At 56.2% G+C, this 20,157-nt stretch carries 13 protein-coding genes; 4 read left to right on the top strand and 9 right to left on the bottom strand.

Annotated features, from left to right (window positions below; all coding sequences use genetic code 11):
* Nucleotides 1–259 precede the first annotated feature (259 nt).
* The 8 genes from ACF8AM_RS21160 to ACF8AM_RS21125 all read right to left on the bottom strand — a co-directional run bounded on the left by ACF8AM_RS21160 (nucleotide 260) and on the right by ACF8AM_RS21125 (nucleotide 12,835).
* On the bottom strand, nucleotides 260–898 hold the full coding sequence (locus ACF8AM_RS21160; RefSeq protein WP_392557556.1) for a low molecular weight phosphatase family protein: 639 nt from the start codon (nucleotides 896–898) through the stop codon (nucleotides 260–262).
* A 169-nt stretch (nucleotides 899–1,067) separates the two neighbouring features.
* Nucleotides 1,068–1,916, bottom strand: coding sequence for a dienelactone hydrolase family protein (locus ACF8AM_RS21155; protein WP_392557560.1), 849 nt, complete (start codon nucleotides 1,914–1,916; stop codon nucleotides 1,068–1,070).
* Nucleotides 1,917–2,023: 107 nt separating this feature from the next.
* The gene (locus ACF8AM_RS21150) at nucleotides 2,024–3,487 is read right to left on the bottom strand and encodes a PQQ-binding-like beta-propeller repeat protein (protein WP_392557559.1); all 1,464 of its coding nucleotides are present in this window, start codon (nucleotides 3,485–3,487) and stop codon (nucleotides 2,024–2,026) included.
* 174 nt (nucleotides 3,488–3,661) lie between these two features.
* Nucleotides 3,662–5,110 (bottom strand): hypothetical protein, encoded by a 1,449-nt coding sequence (locus ACF8AM_RS21145; protein WP_392557555.1) that lies wholly within the window; start codon nucleotides 5,108–5,110, stop codon nucleotides 3,662–3,664.
* A complete protein-coding gene (locus ACF8AM_RS21140; protein WP_392557554.1) occupies nucleotides 5,097–7,787 on the bottom strand; it encodes a protein kinase in 2,691 nt (896 codons plus the stop codon). Before ACF8AM_RS21140 ends, ACF8AM_RS21145 begins: the two co-directional genes overlap by 14 nt.
* Entirely contained in the window at nucleotides 7,787–8,464 is a 678-nt protein-coding gene (locus ACF8AM_RS21135) for a sigma-70 family RNA polymerase sigma factor (protein WP_392557553.1), read from the bottom strand. Before ACF8AM_RS21135 ends, ACF8AM_RS21140 begins: the two co-directional genes overlap by 1 nt.
* Before the next feature lie 113 nt (nucleotides 8,465–8,577).
* Nucleotides 8,578–10,332 carry a matrixin family metalloprotease gene (locus tag ACF8AM_RS21130; RefSeq protein ID WP_392557558.1) on the bottom strand — a complete coding sequence of 585 codons (1,755 nt, stop codon included), beginning with the start codon at nucleotides 10,330–10,332 and terminating at the stop codon, nucleotides 8,578–8,580.
* Nucleotides 10,333–10,693: 361 nt separating this feature from the next.
* Nucleotides 10,694–12,835: a peroxidase family protein gene (locus ACF8AM_RS21125; RefSeq protein WP_392557557.1), complete on the bottom strand. Its 2,142-nt coding sequence runs from the start codon at nucleotides 12,833–12,835 to the stop codon at nucleotides 10,694–10,696.
* Between the two features lie 596 nt (nucleotides 12,836–13,431).
* On the opposite strand from ACF8AM_RS21125, the gene ACF8AM_RS21120 reads away from it, so the two are divergent.
* Complete coding sequence (locus ACF8AM_RS21120; RefSeq protein WP_392557552.1) at nucleotides 13,432–14,964, top strand: sulfatase; 1,533 nt, start codon at nucleotides 13,432–13,434, stop codon at nucleotides 14,962–14,964.
* Between the two features lie 152 nt (nucleotides 14,965–15,116).
* Nucleotides 15,117–16,592 carry an arylsulfatase gene (locus ACF8AM_RS21115; protein WP_392557551.1) on the top strand — a complete coding sequence of 492 codons (1,476 nt, stop codon included), beginning with the start codon at nucleotides 15,117–15,119 and terminating at the stop codon, nucleotides 16,590–16,592.
* A gap of 176 nt (nucleotides 16,593–16,768) precedes the next feature.
* Here the strand turns inward: ACF8AM_RS21115 and ACF8AM_RS21110 are convergent, their stop codons facing one another.
* Entirely contained in the window at nucleotides 16,769–17,230 is a 462-nt protein-coding gene (locus tag ACF8AM_RS21110; protein WP_392557550.1) for a DUF1569 domain-containing protein, read from the bottom strand.
* A 307-nt stretch (nucleotides 17,231–17,537) separates the two neighbouring features.
* Here ACF8AM_RS21110 and ACF8AM_RS21105 point away from each other — a divergent pair, with 307 nt between their 5' ends.
* Both ACF8AM_RS21105 and ACF8AM_RS21100 read left to right on the top strand, forming a co-directional pair.
* Nucleotides 17,538–18,752, top strand: coding sequence for an NlpC/P60 family protein (locus ACF8AM_RS21105; protein WP_392557549.1), 1,215 nt, complete (start codon nucleotides 17,538–17,540; stop codon nucleotides 18,750–18,752).
* Complete coding sequence (locus tag ACF8AM_RS21100) at nucleotides 18,749–19,906, top strand: dipeptide epimerase (protein ID WP_392557548.1); 1,158 nt, start codon at nucleotides 18,749–18,751, stop codon at nucleotides 19,904–19,906. Before ACF8AM_RS21105 ends, ACF8AM_RS21100 begins: the two co-directional genes overlap by 4 nt.
* Nucleotides 19,907–20,157: the final 251 nt, after the last annotated feature.

Genomic DNA, 20,157 nt, shown 5'->3' with positions numbered 1-20,157 from the left:
TAGATTTGGATTCGGAAGTGCTCATCGTATGGAAGCCGTTTGCGGTTGGTTTCAATCTGTCATCGCGGTTCACCCAAACAGGTCACCGCTCTTCGAAGCGTCGAACTGTAGATGCCCGGCTATCCCACTCCCCCGCAAAGCGAGTGCCCAGAACGCGCGCAACTGCCGTTTCTGCAATGACTTCCGATTCCAACCACCCCGCCCAACGATCACGACAACCGCAAACGACGCCCCCAGCGAGAACCGATCCGATCGAGACTCAGACCAACGACATCGCGTACAGCATTTCTCGGGCGACCTGCCGACAGCGTTGATCGTAGATGTCCGTTTCCTCAGGGGTGCCGTCTGAGACCTTGGGGTCCTCATAGCGAATCGGCAACCTCAAGTCACATCCCGCAACGAATGGGCACGCCTGGTCCGCACTCGAGCACGTCATCACGGCCGCGAACTCGTTTTGCGGGTTGAAAGAGTCAGTGAAGACCTTTGAAAAGCACAGCAACGGTTCAGCCTGCTCGGCATAACCAACTGCAAACGTCGGATTGGTTTCAGATTCCTTTTCGACGTTCACTTGAAAGCCGGCTCGCTTCAACGAAGCCACGATGCGTGGGTTCATCGCCGTCGCTTCGGTGCCACCTGAAAAGGTCCGCACACGGTTCAACCCGACCAAATCAGCCGCCACCTTGGCCCAAATTTGAGCCAGGTGGCTGCGGCGGGAATTGTGAGTGCAAATGAAAACCAATTGCACTGGACTCGACTTTTGAGACTCGTCGCGAACGTACCCAGCCAACTGCTTCAGCTCTTCTTTGCGGTCCTGGGAGATCTGATCCACTTCAGATTGGCGCTGCTGAACAAACGCCTCCAAACCCGGGAACAGACGGACCGTTTGCAACTCACTCATTAACACTCTCGTGGATCAACCAACGCTGACGTGCAAAACTCACGACGCAAGCAGCAGGCGTGATCACAAACAGCAGAAACAAACGCCGAACATGGAACGACGGGCTTCAACCATATTCAGTCCCCATGGCATCGTAAACCTCTTCGATCCCAAGCCACGTTGAGACGGACTACGCCAATGCCTTTTCGAATAACGCCAACATCCGACTCCAAGCCTTTTCGGCTTGCTCTGGATTGTGAACTCGCGTGTCGGGTGGGCACCAACCGTGCCCCGCTGGGTAGACCTCGATCTCAGCCTGAAGATTGGCGTCATCGAACGATTCCTTCAGCACTGTCTTGGCCTCTGGATCGCGTTGGTCATCGTTCTCGGCGATTGCGATCAGAAAATCCGCTTTCATTTTTGGGATCAATCGATGTGGGCTGTCCTCGCCATCGGAAACCAATCCACCGCCATGAAACGTCGCTGCGGCACCGACTCGATCGGGAACGGCCGCTGCAGTGCGAAAGACAATTGGACCGCCCATGCAATATCCGGTCGTGCCAACCGGTTTGCTCGTGTCGACTTGGGACTGCTTGTCCAACCATCCCACAAACGCTTTCGCGTCGGTGGTATGAGTTTCCGGAGTGAGCGAACGAGCCAAAGGGCGCACTTCTGAAATCGACGTGCTCGCGCCTTTGGCTGCTGTCGGTGCCTTTTGCTGGCGATAAAAAGGATTGACCACCAACACGCTGTAACCCGACTCGGCCAAGCGTTTGCCCATTTGTCGAAACGCAGGGCGCAAACCAAAGATGTCGGGCCAGATCAAAACAGCAGCGTGCGATCCCGAGGCGGGTGCCACGAAGTAGGCGTCACACTTGCCATCCGGTGTTTCGATTTCAACGTCCAGTTCGCTGACTTCAGCCGCATCGGCAACCTGCGGAAGCATCATGGCGGCACCGATTCCGGCCGCGGCCAAGGTACCCATGTCACGACGCGAATACTTTTTCAAATCTTCTTCGAAATGGTCCTGATCACACATCTTGAACTCAACCGTTTGATAGGGCAATGGATAAAGGTTTGAGAAACAAATCCGGAATGACATGGTAGCTTGCCGGCCACATGCCGACGACACGCGCACGTCCTCCGCTACTCACCGATGCAGTACACATGGGACTTGCTACGGATAAAAATCTCGTCGCCGACGATGGCTGCCGAGGCATCCACTTCATCGTCCAGTTCATTGGTGGCAACCGTTTCCAGTTGGTCACCGTGACGCAGCACCAACGTGGTCCCATCACGACCAGTGAAATACACGTGATCCCCCGCAGCAACAGGCGATGCATAGACCGAAGAAATGTCGGGCAGGCGAGTTTGGTCGATCACCAATTCTCCCGTTTTGGCCTCACGCGAAACCAACACACCGTTGTTGGCTTTGACAAAGTAAAGTTGGCCTTTGTACAGCACGGGCGAGGGCACGTACGGAGCCGCGTCTTCCTCCACCCAATTGATCACGTCGCTATCGGTGACATCGCCCTTTGCACTCAGCGGGATCGAGTAAATCGCGTAACCTCGATATCCCGTCATCACGATCACATTGTCTTCGAACCGAACCGGCGATGGGATCGGATTGCTAGCTTGACCGCCGCATTCCCAAATCAATTCACCGGTTGCCAAATCATAGCTTCGGACTCGATTGGAACCGTTCGTGATGACTTGGGTGCGGCCTTCGTATTCCGTGATCAAAGGTGTTGACCAAGTCGTTCGTTCATCGCGGTTTTGACGCCACTTCTCTTTGCCGGTCGCCGCGTCCAATGCAACGATGAACGACTCGCCTTCGTGATCCCACGGCACAACCAAGGTGCCATCGTGGATGGCAGGTGAACTGCCTTCACCAAACTGATTGCGAGTCTGCATCTGGCCCAGGTCCACGCTCCAAAGCTGCGTGCCATCGAGGTCCAAACAAAAGACGCCGCGGGAACCAAACGACATGTACAACTTCTCGCCATCCGTGACCGGCGAAGAAGAAGCAAAGGTGTTCGTGTTATGGCCCGCTTCGTGTGGCACCTCTTGCTTCACGGATGTCCGCCAAACTTCCTCGCCGTTGGCTCGGTCATAAGCGATCACCAAAAAATCATAGTAATGGGTCGGCTTCGCACTGCCGCGGCCGCCACCTCGACCTCCACGCCCCCGGCCCCGGCCGCGACGTTCTGGGCCGCCACGTTCTGGGCCCCCACGTTCTAGGCCGCCCTGTCCGGGTCCGCCGCGTTCACCTTCGGGGCGTCGTCCCCTGGCTCGTCGATCCCCGCGTGGCGGACCGGCCTCGCCTGACGCTTCCACAGGTGTCTCTTGCGCGCCTTCCGCCACTCGCTCGGTTTTGACCGCTGTGCTGACGTACACACGGTCACCAAGAACGATGGGTGTGCTGCTTCCGATGCCGGGCACATCGATTTTCCATCGAATGTTTTCTGATTCGTTCCATCTCGTCGGCGGGCTAGATTCCAACGCCGCCCCGGACGAATCAGGCCCTCGCCACTGAGGCCAATCGTGGTTCACATCATTGCCATACCCAAGGGAAATGGCGGTTGAGGAACAGCATGTCAACAATGCCAACCCAAGAAAAACGTTCGAGTAACGCAAGATTCCAGCTCCAAAATGCCGGTGGGGAATCGCAGGGAACGTCCAGAACGTGCCCAAAGAAGCATTTAACCCAGAAACTTTGCCTGGGTTCCGTGTTCCACCAAGATACACGACCACCACCGCTCGCGGTCGCCTCGTCACCATTCCTTAACGACTGGTCATCAACACTTCATCTCGGCGACGACGAGCATTCAACGCCAAAACCCCCGCGACAATTGCGGCTCCCGGATACGCCACCCCAGACAAACGAAGCGGCCTAGAATCCAGTGCAGGCTGAGCCAGGACATCGGTTTCAAACGCGATCGCGGCCAACACCGCGTCACGGACTTCGTCCATCGCGACGGGACGGGGCACCGTTTCAGACGACGCCATCAACCCCACCGTTCGATGGACCCCCACCGTTGCGTCCAATGCAATGTCCACCATTCCCGGCGACAGCGCGGGAACCACGGTTGGCAATGCGTCCTGGAAGCGGATTCCATCCACCAACCCGGTCGGTGAATCAAACCACGTCGCCAGAGCATCGTCGACCGAATGACCTTCAAGCAGTGGCGATTCACCGGCATCGCGAACACCGGGCGTTTCAGTGTCGTCTGCGTCCTTGTCGGATGCGGCCCGAGCCACTTCACGCAAATGCTCGAGAGTTTCTTCGTCCAATTCCCAAGAATCATCTGCTTGAGACGAATCCAACGACACATCATCGCTGGACACTCGCGGCAACCAATCGATCGTGCCACCATCCACATCGCTTGCAGCACTTGTGGTAGAAGCGTCGGCAAGATCAATTCGCGAACCTTCTGTGTTCGAGTTTGTCCGTTCGTACGTCGTCGTTGCGGCAGCGACCGCAGACGCATCGACGGAGCCATCGACCGTCGATTGATTTTGTTGCACTGGCCCACCTTCCGCCGCGACAGCATCCGAGGCAGCCGCTTTCAACCCATCGCTTCCACCGGAAACGCTTTGCTCGGAAGGTGCTGCACTGGAGTTCGCGCGAGCCAACACAGTCCCTTGACCGACCGATGACCGCCCGCTTGCTCCACTCAGCACACTGTCAACACTCACGCTGTTATCAGTTCGTGGCGAAGTGGTCACAAACTGAACCACCAACACAACGGTGCTCGACCCGATCGGCTGAACACGATCACCGGTCAGCGTACGATCCGCGGAGGACAGAGAACTCGACTGCGACGAACCGTTTCGGTTCGAGTCATTCCGAGATTGGTTGTTTCGTGATTCACTCCCAAGACTTCGCAGTCCTGAATTGCCTTGGCGAGCATCACGCTGGCCCAAACCTTCACGTTGCCCCGGCGATGCCCCGGACCGAGAGACGGACGAAAAACCTTCGATCGGTCGAACCGAACCCGAACCTTGCCCACGCCCAGCAAGAGTCTGTGTCCCCGAACCGTTCCGTGAACCGTCAACCTGGATGGACGCAGACGTTCGTTGCATTGCCGGAATGGCTCGATCGATTTGCGAGCGATCGAGTTCCTGCGAACCAACCCCTGCATCTGAATGAGCAAGAATCCCACCCGCCAACATCGAACGCGATTCCAGTCGTTCGAGCAGTAAGATTCGTGAGTCTTCAGTTGGCTTCATGGGTCAATCCTTGTAGCTCTTCTGGACGCTGAGAATTTCCATGGGACGCCATCACTTTTCGATGATTGGCTTGATGCTTTCGCAGGTAGTCATTGTAACGCGCAACTTCGGGAGCAACCGAAACGGCGACGGATTGCAGCTTGATTGCTTGAGAATACGCTTGAGCAGCGGAGTCGGTATCCCCCAGTTGCTGCTGCAAGAAACCATAATTGTTCCATACCCCACCGAGCATGCTCTGAGTCTCAGCGTCGTCAGGGAATTGGACCGTCAGCGACTGGCCGGTTTCCAATGCCTTCTCAAACGCCTTGCGAGCCTCTTGCAGAGCCCCCCGCTTCGACTGAGTCAAACCCAGATGATTAAAACTCAAAGCGAGGTCCCGGCGATAATTGGGATGATTCGGCCAACGAACCACCACTTGATTGCCAATCTCAATCGCTTGTTCAAACGTCTTGATCGCCTGGGTGTGGCGTCCCGTTGCTGACTGAGCGGCCCCCAGCGTGTTCAGTGTCACGATGGTCTGCGCGGCTACCTTCGCATCCCCGGGATCATCCTGCAAAAACTTGAATTGTGATTCGAGTGCCCGGCCCGCATGCTGAATGGCTCTTTCAGGATCCGATTCAGTCAACAAGCCAGCCAAGTTGGTCCGCACCGCCGCAAGCTTCTGTGGTACGGGATCAGCCTTCGATCCCGGCAAACGCTCAGCATCCGAAACCGTCTCATTCAACAGCGGCTGAAGCCGCTCGATCGCTCTGACAAAATGCTCTTCGGCCTCGGACGTCGCATCCGTTCGCATCAACAGCAAACCCATGTTGTTCAAAGTGGTCGCGAGCGACACCTCCGCCTCTCGGTGCAATGGAAACGAATCCCCTCGATCTGTCAGCGCCTGCTGGGTCGTCATTGCTCGCACGAAATAGCGAGCAGCGTCTTCGAGTTTTCCTGCCCGAACCAAGGCCTGCGCCAAGTTGTTCTGACAAGTCGACCAGTGCAACCGCACGGGATCATTGACCCCAGCGTCCTCCGCCAACTCCGCGTAGATCGATTCACTTCGCTTGAGCTCTGTGATCGCCTGCTCACTGTCGCCAAGTTCCGACTGCAACGCCCCGGCTTTCGCGAGTGTCATCGCCAAGTCTTCGCGAAGCGTCGGATCGTCTTTCACTTCCGCCGCGAACCGTTCGTAGTAGTCCAACATTTCCAACAGCAACAGCCTGCGCACCGAGTCGGCTGCGGGAACATCGACCAGCAACTCAGCGATTTGAGCTCCCAAGCGATCGATCCCTCCGCGAGCCAACAACTCGCTACGGGTGGCCCGCGTTTCGCTCTGCGTGGCTCGCAACAAGTTCTGGTCCGACACCATCTTCGCAGCCGTCAACCTGGCGTTGTAAAACGTCGACACAACCAACCCCAATGTCACAATGAGAGCGGCCGACAAGGCGACGCGACGATGCTTCGAGGCCATACGGGTCAAGCGATCGGCGATCGATGGTGGTCGGGCAATGGTGGCTTCATCGCGCAGAACTCGCGACAGATCGTCGGCAAAATCCTTCGCAGTCTCGTAGCGATCCTCCCGGTTCTTCGACATCGCTTTCGCGATCACCGTCCCCAGATCGCGAGGCAAATCGGGCCGCAACAAACGCAACGGCACGATTTCCTCATTGTCAATCTTCTTCAAAATCGTCGCCGCGTCGTCTCCTGAATGGGCGTAACGCAACGTCAGACACTCATACAGTGTCACGGCCAAGGAATACTCATCAGCACGTCCATCAATCAAAGCCGACTGGCCGCGTGCCTGTTCGGGGCTCATGTACCGCATCGTCCCGATCACGTCACCTGAACGAGTCAGCGACATCTCCGTCTGACAACGAGCCAATCCAAAATCAGTGACCCAAATTTTGCCAACCCGATCCAACATCAAATTGGATGGCTTCACGTCGCGATGCACCACACCGTTCTCGTGCGCGACATGCAACGCATCGGCGATGTCGATTCCCCACTGAACGACTTGCTTCCAAGCGTCGCGTTTTCTCTCCGCCGATTCGGTTCGAGATTCGCCAGAAGAGGCTCCTGATCCATCGCCAAGTTCCTCCGCCCGCTTTTCTTCGCGGCGTTCTTGCACCCACGCGTCCAAAGCAATGCCGTCGATGAACTGCATCGCATAGTAGTGGACGCCTTGATGACTGCCGACGCTATGGATCGGAACAATGTGCGGATGCTGCAACAAACCAGCCGCATGAGCTTCGTTCTTGAACCTTGCGATCTGTTGCGAGTCCAACATGGAAGCCAGCGGCAGCAACTTGATCGCGACGCGTCGATCAAGCGACTGCTGGCTGGCTTCGTAGACAACGCCCATCCCACCGCGACCAATCTCGTGGTGCAAAAGGAAGTCGCCAAGTTGCTTGTTCGCAGGAAGAGGCACGGACGGCGCATCCAGGGTTGGCTGCATGCCCGCTGCCACACCATAGAGAGCCCGCAGCTTTTCAAGGTACGCGTGAAAGACCGATCCCAAGTCGGGATTTTGCCGGACAATTTCATCAGCATCCAAACTCTCGCCGTTCTCGAGAGCCACCAGATATTCGTCCAGCAACTTGGTCAACCGCGATTGCTGCTCTTCATCCAGCCCGCGCAGCAACGACGGGTCAGCCGAATCCAACTCCGCCGTCGAATGCTCGAAGGCGACCATCAGTGTTGCCCCTCAGACGCCTTGAAACTTTCCAATGCGCGCAGCCAAAGCATCCGAACCGCACCGCACTTGCGTCCCATCCGCTCCGCGATTTCATCGAACGATAATCCTTGCAAGACACGCAGCACAATCACCTCGCGGTAATGCGGCTTGAGCTTGCTGAGTTGGTCGGTCAATTCCACCACGCCTTCCCGCGCACGCATAGGAGCACTCGGCGAGGGTTCCTTGCCAGCCAACAGGCCGGCCCAGTTGCAAGCCGATTCTTCCAATCGGTTGTTGACGGCTTCCAAAGAAACCTCACGCCGAATGTCTCGCTTTTGAACCTGGACGTGTCGTTTGAAACTGCGATGCAACGTGTGAATCAAAATCGTTCGCAACCAACACAGCAACTCGCCTTGGCTGGTCCCACGAAAATCGCCAAAGTCCTGGTGAGCTTCCAACATCGCCTCTTGAACGATGTCCGACGGATTGACTCGCTTGCGAAGCCGACGATCCAACTGGGTACTGGCCAGAATCGTCAGGTAATTCGTGTACCACTGAAGCAATTGCCCGAGTGCCTCTCGGTCGCCCGCGCGAGCCTGGTCCAACAGCTCGATGAATCCGGTGTCATTGCCCCAGCCCTCTCGGTCACTGGATCCGTTTTCGCGTGTCGTCCAAGAGGAGTCTGTGGCGACCATCGCATTGCCTTCTGAAGAGTTGTTTGACCCGCATTATCATTCGCAAAGGACTAGTTGCGGGTCAAACAGAAAACCGCCACTCTGTTTTCAAATTTTCTTCCGAGGCAATTTCATCAGCGACGCCCGCCGAAAAAACGCGCCCGAGGGGCGGACCGCCCCACCGTACTGAATGCCGCATCGACGCGGCTCAATCGCGATGATGTCGACAAATCCAATTCCGTCTCGGTCGTCTCCGTTTCTGACTGGAAAGCCTCCCATTCCGCAAACGATACCCCGCCGTCCGCGTCTGAATCGGCAGCGGACAATTTGGCCCACAGCCGGTCGCGAACCTCGGTTTCCGTGATCAAACCGTCCTCATTGGCGTCCTTGGACAGGAACCGCTCTTCTCGCACGGCAAGAAAAGAGGCCGCGAGTTCTTCAGTCGTGAGCAATCCGTCGGCATCCGCATCGACTTGCAACTCAGTCCACTTTTCCCACAACCGCTCGGACAACTCTGCTTCCGACAAAGCAGAATCACCGTCGGTGTCCAAACCCTCGATCAACGAATCCACATCACCCTCGAACACGCCAGCGCGAAACAGACCGTGATTCGGAAGATGGAATTCACGCGGACCGTGATCGCAGTCTTCTTCCTCCTCAGTGGTTTCCTCGTCAGATGATGTCGGTTCATCAACCAATCCACCTTCGTCAATGGTTGGGTCGTCCTCATCATCCAACAAAACATCCGTGTCGTCGGATGTGTCCCCTTCCGTGGTCACATCTTCCTTTTCGGCTGCCGGCTCAGCGTCGTCGGCGTCCGTCTCAGAAACCAACGTCTCCTCCTCGGCGGTTTCGGCCTCGTTCATCGCGTTGATGACCATCAACGCATCCAGCGAAGTCACCGTCCCATCTCCGTTGACATCGCACAGGCCATCCACAACGTCTTCGGAATCACCCTCTGATGCCTCATTGAGCTGGTTGATCACCATCAACGCATCCAAAGCCGTGGTGCGGTTGTCTTCGTTGACATCCGTCGGATTGACGTAGTTGTACGAGATCAGTTCTGACTCCAAGCGTCCACTGAATCGCTGTTGGAAACGAAATTGAAACCAACGATTCCAAGTGAAACGGCGGTATCTAAAATGGCTGGTGTCTGGTTCGTCGGTGTCACCGCTGCCAGGATCCTCCAACGTTGGATCTTCTGTCTCCAGATCGTCTTCGGTGTCGGTTGTGTCCGACTCCGTTGAGTCCGTGTCGGTCATCACATCGGTGTCGTCTGTCGATTCGGTTTCTTCAACGGGTTCGTCAACTGACACGTCCGCCGCTGCATACAGTTGAGTGATCGCGATTGCGTCATGATCATCCAGTTCCGTGAAAAACTGACTGGTTGATACGTACGGTTCCAAAACGCTGCCGTCTTCGTCGGTGTGTTCCAAGCCCAACGAATGACCGATTTCGTGCACCGCCACCCAAACTAAATCGAACGCGGCATTCCCGAGTTCGTTGCCGACTTCCCACACTTCGGCAAGATCAAACTGAATGTCGCCCGCCACGCGGTCTGGATTCACGTCATCGGGAAAATAGGCCTGTGCAAGCGTGCCGCCTTGCCCGTCCAAGTTGTCAAACGTGATGTCGATGGAATCGTTCAGCCCAACCTGATCGACTTGCGTGAACTCGATGTCAGCCACGCTGGCCCAAGCATCCAACGCCGTTTCGATCGCTGCGTTGGTCTCTTCCTGAGTCAGGGAATCCGGCGATCCCGTGATCGTGTAGGTCAGAGCGGCACTCCCTAGCCCCGGCCCATCCCACCCCAAACTGGCGGCAAGCACTCGGCGTGTTTCAAGTGACTGGATCGCGAGACGACGTGTTCGTTTCTTCCGCTGAATCATATCGGACAAGCACTGCAAATAGAAAAGGGAGAGAGGAGGCACCTGCGATCATTCCAATCGCCAGCCCAACCCATCACGAACCGGAGTCCGACCACACATTCATCTGATGGGCCACCAAGAAAGGGCACCTCTCAAGCCGCCACGTCACATCCCCAAGCCATTTTTACAACCCCCCCCGTTTTTCAACGCCAAACGCACCAATTCGACACGCCCAAATCAGCTTGATAAGAGTCGCAGAACGACAGCATGGGACAGCCCTGTATTTCGACCCAGGTGATAACGCTGCCCCCAACCCAAAGTCGCGGAGCGACGCCGTTGGTTCGTGCGTTCGCCGCACCGCGGCTTCTCTAGTGCCGAACGCTCAGGCGAGGACGATGAAATCCAAATCGCGAATTCTTTCAGAACCGTGAGCGACGAGAACGTCAATCGCTTCGCCCGATTCCGACAAACGCACCTGGTAGTCTCCCGTCTCATTCAACGCTCGAAAGCGATAGTTCCCGTATCGATCGGACACGGTGGAATCAACCAGCTTTCCGCTCGCGTCCATCAACTCGATCGCCACTCCCGGAACGCCTCGAATCTCGTCTTCACGCAAATCGTTCGGCATGGTGGTCGGCGGAATCGAGCTCGCCAAGATGACTCTTCCGCGAAGTTCGACTTGCATGAAGAAGACGTTTTCTTGCAAGCCCTCCACGCTCGTGTTGCGTTCGATCAGGTCAGCCAAAGTGGAACGCTCAATCGATTCCACCTCCGAATCCGTCAACACATTTTCATAGAAGAACCGATCCCCATCACGAGTCCGTCGGAATTGATCGGCAATGATCAAACCAGTCAGCTCACCGACGGATGCATCGTGTTGATGATCTTCGGCCATCAATCCAACCCACAAATCGATGTTGTCGACGGTGCCGTACAGCGACGCCAGCTTCTGCTGCAACTCCACATCGCTGGTGATTTGGTCAAACGTTTCCACTCGGTCCAAACCGTACGCTTGCCGAGTTGTGTTGTAATCACTCAGGCCATGATCGCGGCCACGTTGAATGTTCATCGCGACCAGATCCAATCCGCCCGCTCCCGGAGGCCCGAACAAAAAGTTCCGCAACGAATCAACCACCTTCAAATCGACTTCCTGCGCCTGCACGGACGCGTCGAACTTCAACAGGGAATCAATGCCAGTCTCTTCTAACATCGAAGCGTGAAAGAAAGCGTCTTTCAGCTCCATCTCGTCTTGGCTCTCCCGTCCGTCGTTGGACATGAACCCAACTTGGTCCCGCAACGTGCTGTGGCCGAGCCGGAACGCGGCGGTTGAGAACTCGTTCGCGATCCCAGGATTCACGGACGCGTCGTAGCCTTCGTACACATCCACCGCGTGATCGCCCAAGAGTGCCGGCAGGAACTCGTTGTAGGTGATCGACTGAATCAAGCCGATCACGACCAACCTCGCTCGTTGGTAGATCTCTTCCTCCGTCGCTTGTGGGTCGGAGACGGAAATTTTGTCGGCCAAACGATTGTGCTCTCGGACAAACAACGTCTGAATCGCAGTCAAGCCAACGTTCTCGCTCGCGCGAACATCGCCCGCGATCACCATGCCGCTCTCGTCCATCGGAAGCAATCCATCGTCCGACATCGCCAGTCGACCGCCCTCGAACGTCCGCAGTGCCGCCGCAGTGACCGCATCACTGCCGTAGACCATCGAACCATCGATGTAAGACGTGATCTGGTTGAACTGCTCAGCCGGGTTGTCCACCGAAGTTCCGGTCCCATCCACCACTGGCGTTCGAATCAGAGGAATCACCGCTTCACCGGTTCCCATGGGATCGAACCAAGGGTCATCCGTCGGCACCGGAATATCAAACGCCTCCCCGTGCTCCTCACTTTCACTCAGACCCAAATCATGATCGATGAATTGCCCCCACACATAGACAAACGCAGAGAGCCCACGATCGTTGAGAGACTCGCTTGTGTTCATCGCGGACAACACGTTGCTGACCTCGCGCGCACTCGGGCGATCGCCACCGGCAGGCGTTCGAATTCCATCGCCGTAATCCGCTGGTGCCGAGCGAATCAAGGTCTGGCCCACACTTCCCCAATGATCGTTTTGGAGGTTGTTGCCAGTGCCGTCGACTGACCGAATCTCCGCTGGCAACTCGGGAATCAAGATGGAATGATCGTCCTCCACATCGGGCTCAACCGGGAAGACGTCACCGCGTTCGATGCGGTTGATCACCCGCAGCGCATCCAAGGCACTTCGCCGACCATCACCATTGACATCAGTGAACATGCCTTCATCATGCGAGACCTCGCTCGTCATCGCGTTGATGATCAACAACGCATCCATGGCCGAGACACGGCCATCATCGTTGACGTCTTCGGCGTCATAGACATTGTGTCGGTACCCGCCCAAATCTCCTGCCATCAACTGCCGTAGCTCGAGGCGTTCGCCGCGAAGGAGACGTCGTTTGCGGGAAGGATGTTTCTTCCTTCGGTTCGACCGGAACAACATGAGATGTTTGATAACGGTGGCGGTGACAGTCATGACAATCGTTCCATCGACCAAACAAAAGCCAAAGATGAACGTTGCCTCGAGGAAAATCAAAGCATTGGTTTTGCTCCATGAATCCGGACAAATGACAGAAATCCATTTCAACGTCCTTCGCCCAATCGCTACCAATGCCTGATCGCTGCCAATGGTAGTTGAACCCAAAAACAAACCACCCACCTGGTGATCAAATTCGAAGAGATTGGCAGACTGCCCTTCCCACGCCGACAACATTTCTAAGCAACCGACCGTCAACAACTGGTTTCCTGGGGCGTATCCACTGAAATACCGAAGACTGGCTCGCAGCATCTGAAGGATGACGCGAAATGGCGCTGCACCCGCGACGAGTGAGAAAACTTGCTTTTCGCGTGTCACTGGCGCAAAATAGCCGAGCGGCGTCCATCGCTCCCCTCCCAATTCTCCTCGAAACCGACCGCGAGCCCCACGGCACCCCGATGACACCGCCTGGCTGACAACCAATCGAAATCATAATCCACGCGGCGTATCCACCACCATCATCCTTCGATTCGCGAAATGAACCGGATCGACGGCCCATCCCCATGCAGATTCCACTCATTCCCATGCTCTCACGACTCCAGACGATTGCCACATGCTTGGCGTTCCTCGGCTGTTTCGTCCTCTCTCCCATGGACGCTACCCAGGCCGACGAACGCCCCAACGTGCTGCTGATTTTGGTGGACGATCTCAAACCTGCCTTGGGTTGCTACGGCGATTCCCATGCGAAGACCCCCAACATCGACGCCTTGGCCAATCGCGGCATGCGGTTCGACATGGCGTACTGCAATCAAGCCGTCTGTGCCCCCTCGCGTTTCACGTTGATGCTGGGTTCCCACTCCACCTCGACCGGGCTGTACGGACTGGGCAGTCAACTTCGTCAAATCATTCCCGATGCGGTCACGATGCCTCAGCACTTTGCCGCACACGGTGGCTACCGAACAGAGTCCCTGGGCAAGATCTTTCACATCGGCCATGGCAATCATGGCGACCCTGAATCGTTCTCCGTTCCACACTTCAAAGAAAAGGTCATTGAGTATCTCGAGCCCGACAGCACCGATGGTGGGCAACTGACTCGCGAAGAGGCTTTCTTCACCAATCAGATGCTCGGCCAGATCAAGTCACTTCCTCGAGGTGCCGCGTATGAATCCCCGGATGCCCAAGACGATGACTACGCTGACGGTCGCGTCGCAGCAGAAACTCGGAAACGACTTCAGGCGGCAAAGCAACGACGCCAAACCGAAGGCACACCGTTTTTCATCGCTGCTGGCTTCGCACGTCCTCACCTGCCTTTCAGTGCACCTCAGAAGTACTGGGATCTCTACGACCCGGATTCGCTTCCGATGCCCGAGCACGAAACCTTGCCAGTGGACGCACCCAAAGTCGCCGGCAAACGTGGCGGCGAAATCTCAAACTACAAACCCGTCCCTACCCAACCCAACGCTGAATTCAGTGACGACCTCAAACGCAATTTGATTCACGGCTACTACGCCAGCGTCAGCTACGTTGACGCTCAGATTGGCAAAGTGATCGATGAACTGGATCGCCTGGAACTTTCTGAGAACACGATCGTCGTGTTATGGGGCGACCATGGTTTCCATCTCGGTGACCTCGGCATTTGGACCAAACACACCAACTATGAACAAGCCAACCGGATCCCGATCTTGATCTCCGCGCCAGGCATCACTCAGCCGGGCAGTTCCACCAAGCAATTGGCCGAGAGCGTCGATCTGTTTCCAACCCTGGCGGAGTTGGCCGGGCTGCCTTCTCCCAGCGGCCCGCAACCGACCGATGGAGTCAGCTTGGTCCCCGTCCTCCAAGACCCATCGGCACGCGTTCGTGACCACGCCTATCACGCTTACCCCAAACGCAAGCTGGGCCGCGCCATCCGAACCGAACGTTATCGCCTGGTGCAGTGGAAATCGATCGATGGCAACGACGCCCCCCTCTACGAACTCTACGACTACCAAACCGATCCGCTGGAAACCCAAAACCTAGCCGAGAACCAACCGGACGTTGTCGAGCGACTTTCGAAGATTTTGGCCGATTACCCTGACCCTGCCCCGCGAAACCGATGAAGCGTGACAGTGCGGACACCCAATAAGCGGTGACGCACTCCTCCAATCGCTGACGCACTTGGCTCTCCCCGCTTTCGCGCGGGCGACTAGCATGTGAGCGGTCGATCTCCACGATCGCCGCTCCCACCCCCCACCTCGACCGAGAAACCTTCATGCGATTGACTTCCGTCTTTCCATCTTGCTGCGTACTCCTGACGACGCTCTTCCTAATTGGATTCACGACCTCACCATCCAGCTCTGCCGCAGATGCGAAACGCCCCAACATCGTGTTCATCCTGGCCGATGATCTCGGCTACGGAGACCTTGGTTGCTACGGCCAAGAACTGATTCAAACACCTCGCCTGGATCAAATGGCCGCCGAAGGCATGCGGTTCACAGACTTCTACGCGGGCAGCACCGTGTGCGCTCCGTCGCGCAGCGTGCTGATGACCGGAATGCACATGGGACACACGCCTGTTCGCGGCAACGCGGGCGGTCCGGACATGTCCAAACAATCGCTCCGCGACGAAGACGTGACCGTGGCCGAGGTGCTCCAATCCGCTGGATACGCAACCGCTCTGTGCGGTAAGTGGGGACTGGGCGACGACGCCGTGGGTGGACGGGAAGGTCTTCCCCGGAAACAAGGTTTCGATCACTTCTACGGCTACCTCAACCAAGTGCACGCCCACAACTACTATCCCGAGTTCCTGTGGCGAAATGAAACCAAAGTCGCGTTGCGAAACGAAGTCCAACGACGCGACCGATCCTACGGTGGCTTCACCGGCGGCCGGGCGACCAAGCGAATGGATTACTCTCATGACCTGATCGCAAACGAAGCGATGGGTTTCATTCGCGAAAAAGCGGCGGACTCCGCAACCAAGCCATTCTTTTTGTATCTCTCGTTAACGATTCCTCATGCCAACAATGAGGCAACCGGCATGTCCGGTAATGGACAAGAAGTGCCCGATTACGGCATCTACGCCGACAAAGATTGGAGCGACCAAGACAAAGGCCAAGCCGCCATGATCACACGCATGGACTCGGACGTCGGTCGCATTCTCGATCTGCTCAAAGAACTGCAGATCGACGAACAGACCGTCGTCATGTTCTCCAGCGACAATGGCCCGCACAATGAAGGCGGCCACAATCCCAAACGCTTCGATCCAAGTGGACCTCTCCGCGGGATGAACCGTGCCCTGACCGATGTTGTAATTCGCGTTCCAGTGATCGTTCGTTGGCCTGGAACGACTCCACCCGGCGCGGTCTCCGATCACATCGGCTACTTCGGTGACTTGATGGCAACCGCGGCGGAACTCGCCGGGACGGATTTCCCCGAAGACGCAGACTCCATCAGCTTCGCACCCACGATCGTTGGGCAACCAGAAGCCCAACAACCGCATGAGTACCTGTACTGGGAGTTCTACGAGCAAGGTGGCCGGCAAGCCGTTCGACGTGGGAACTGGAAAGCCATCCGCGAACCTTGGATGACTGGCCCGACTCAGTTGTACGATTTGAAAGCGGACATCGGCGAAACAACCAACTTGGCAAGCGATCATCCCGAGATCGTCAAACAACTTGAAACGCTGATGGAAGAAGCCCACGTGGATCACCCCAACTGGCAAGTTCGGGTTCCAGCGTCCAAACGCTAAGCCACTGAGCCATCAATACTGGCATCGGCTTCCAGCCTGTGATTGTGCGAAGCACAGGCCGAAGCCTACGCCACAATTCCATCCCAACACTCATTCCTCTCGCGTTGCCAAGCCACGTCTCGCGTCTTGGCGAAGCTCCTCAAGCGGTCCACGCACTTTCACCTGGACACTAAAATTCACTTGGGTTTCAAAAACCCAAGGTGATGAGCCGCGTGCAGCCACATGAACTGACGCCACATATCCGGCGTCATGTTGTCAACAAACGGGTAGTCTTCCATTGACCCGTCAAAGGCTTTCGCCCGATGAACCGTCTCGATGCAATGATCAATGACACTGGGATCATCGGGCCCATCCGGCGACTTCGGTTTCAATCGATCCAAGGTTGGTGCGCTCGACATCTTGCGCTGCCGCAATATTCGACCGATGATCCACTTCAGCACCGTCGCCCGAAGAATTCGCGGCATTCGGAACCCGAAACCTTCCATGCCACCGGTCATGATGACGTCGAGGTGCTCGCAGATTTGCGTCAAGTTCCAGTTCTTGGTTTGAACGTAGCCCTCCTCCTGCAATCGCTTGATCTCAGCGATGACTTCATCGCCAGTATGAAAATCGAGAGAACGCTTGGAGATCTTGGTCATGGTGTCGCCAGCGAGAGAAAAGAGGAACAGCGAAGAGAAACAGCGCCTTGGGTTGGCTCATTCCAATCTATCTCTGCGGTTCATCTCGTTCGCATTCCACCCATCCAAAAAACGCTCCACGCGACACTGGGCCGCAGCCAAGCCATTGAGCCGCGATGAGCAAACAATGTCCCCCCTTGATGTTCATCGATGCCAATTCCTTTCGCGTATAATCGGACCGTCGCCTCTGCCTTTCCATTCCACACATCGGATTTGCAATTCGACAAGACGTGAATAGTCGTGCCACTCAGCTCGCGGAAACACCTGGATGATCCTGACTCTACCGCTCTTGTTTGCCTTTGCGTTCGCCGCCCCGCCGACACCCGCGCATTCCAGCCTGAATGAGTTCGAATTGAATGAACTGGTGGAGTCCCTTCGCCAGACCCATGCACCTGACCAGCGAATTCAATGGTGGGATGTTCATGTCGAAAAAGAGGATGCTGGCTGGCGTGTGCATGGAAGTGTGTCCAGTGAAGAAACATTCGCCGCTGTGACACAAGCTCTCGAGCGTCAATCCCCAGAAGTGAACAACCAATTGGTCCTCCTTCCCGCAAACGGAACTGGAACGCTGGTCAATGCGTTGGTCAACAACTCCGTGATCCACCTTCGCCGCGAACCCAGCAGCAAAACCGAACTGATCACGCAAGCACTTCTCGGGACTCCTATCCGAATTCTCAAAACCGAGCGTGGGAAGTGTCTGATCCAAGTTCCTGACGGATACATCGGTTGGGTCAACTCCGCCGAAGTCCATCGCGTCGACCAGGAGCAACTCCGATCGTATCGCGACGCAGAAAAAGTCATCTTCACCGCCCAATCTGGGCTGGCTTACAGTGCTCCCGACGCGACATCGATGCCGATGACGGATCTGGTGATTGGGAATATGGCCTGCAAAGTCTCCGAGCGGTCCGGCTTCACTCAGATTCGATACCCTGATGGACGAATCGGCTGGGTCGATAGCCGCCAACTCAGCCCGGCCGACGCTGTTTTCTTCCAACAGGCTCTGCAAAACAACCTTGTTGAAACAGCCCGAAGATTTCATGGCATCCCATACCTGTGGGGAGGCATGTCGTCCAAGAACATCGATTGCAGCGGGCTGATCTGCAACGTGTACTTCATGAACGGAATCCAACTTCCCAGAGATTCCAACATGCAGGCCCGAATCGGCCGGGAAGTGACCACGGAATTTGTTTCGGACGCTTTGGAACCGGGCGACCTTTTGTTCTTTGGAAAAAAGGCAACCTCCCAATCGAAAGAGCGTGTCACTCATGTCGCGATGTACATCGGGAACAATGAGTTCATCCATTCAGCGGGCTACCACGAACGGGTGAGCATCAACAGCATGGACAGCAGCCAACCCAACTTCATCGACAGCTACCCTGCCATCTTCGTCAGAGCGGTTCGAATCATCGGCGAAGATCCCAATGGCTTCCTGCCCATCCCCGAGAACGACTTTTACAAAGAAATCATCAGGAGCACGGAATGAACCGAGGAAGAAGAGTCCTTCTCAAAGGCTTGGGAGCCGGTGCCTTGGCAACCGCACTGCCGACAATGATGGGCACTGCACAAGATGGCTCCACGGCACCTCAATCAACGACCGACTTGATTCGTAACGGGAAAATGAAGCTGAGCTTCCGGCCCTACGAACTGCAGCTCAAACACACCTTCACCGTCGCTGGAAACTCCCGAAAAACCACCCCAGTCGTTCTGACGGAGATTCATTACGAAGGACTGACCGGATATGGCGAAGCCTCGATGCCACCCTACTTGGGCGAATCGCAAGAATCGGTGATGCAGTTCCTCGGCAGAGTCAAACTGGAGCAGTTCAACAATCCGTTTCTGCTTGACGAGATCCTCGCCTACGTCGACTCGATCGACGAAGGCAACCGCGCTGCGAAAGCCTGCGTCGACATCGCGTTGCACGATCTGATCGGGAAACTGGTCGACCAACCACTTCACCGACTTTGGGGCATCAATCCCGCGAACACACCTGTCACCTCCTTCACGATCGGCATCGACACACCCGAGGTGGTGAAGATGAAGACGAAAGAGGCGGCTCGTTTCAAAGTCTTGAAAGTCAAACTGGGCGGAGGCAACGATCGCGAAATGATCGACACGGTTCGGTCGGTGACCGACGTGCCGATCTATGTTGACGTGAACCAAGGCTGGAGTGACAAGCAGCAAGCACTGGACATGACGCACTGGTTGGCCGAGCAGGGTGTCGAATTTGTGGAGCAACCACTTCCCAAAACAGCGGTCGAAGATTTGGCTTGGTTGACATCCAAAAGCCCTCTCCCAATCATCGCCGACGAAGCGTTTCAACGCCTGGGTGACGTGGCCGACTTCCAAGGCGTGTACTCCGGGATCAACATCAAACTAATGAAGAGCACCGGGTTGCGGGAGGCACAAAAGATGATCACCGTGGCTCGGGCATTGGACATGAAGGTGATGTTGGGATGCATGACCGAAACCTCGTGCGCCGTCTCCGCCGCCGCCCAGCTATCACCACTCGTCGATTGGGCCGATCTCGACGGCAACCTGCTAATCAGCAACGATCTCTACGAAGGAGTGAAGGTGATCGATGGCAAGTTGACCCTCAACAACCTCCCCGGAATCGGCATCCAAAAGAGAATCGCGTGACACTTCACTGCATTGACAATGGAATCGATGGTGATGATCCACAAACAAGTCCTCAGGCAGAGGTTCTGGAGGTACTTTCCATTTCTAAGCAGGTCGGCAGGAATGATCGGGTAGAACCTCACGTAGGCGAGTCTCTCTGAGACTCGCAAATGACAGCGTCTCGGAGAGACGCCGCTACGTGATCAAGCCCAATGACTCCCGCTCACGTGCTTAGTTGCTCTTGGAGTCGCTGTTTCATTTTGGGGGTTTCC

Source organism: Rhodopirellula sp. JB055 (genome assembly GCF_043100905.1).
Classification (GTDB): Bacteria; Planctomycetota; Planctomycetia; order Pirellulales; family Pirellulaceae; genus Rhodopirellula.
This window is presented reverse-complemented; position numbering and strand designations above follow the sequence as displayed.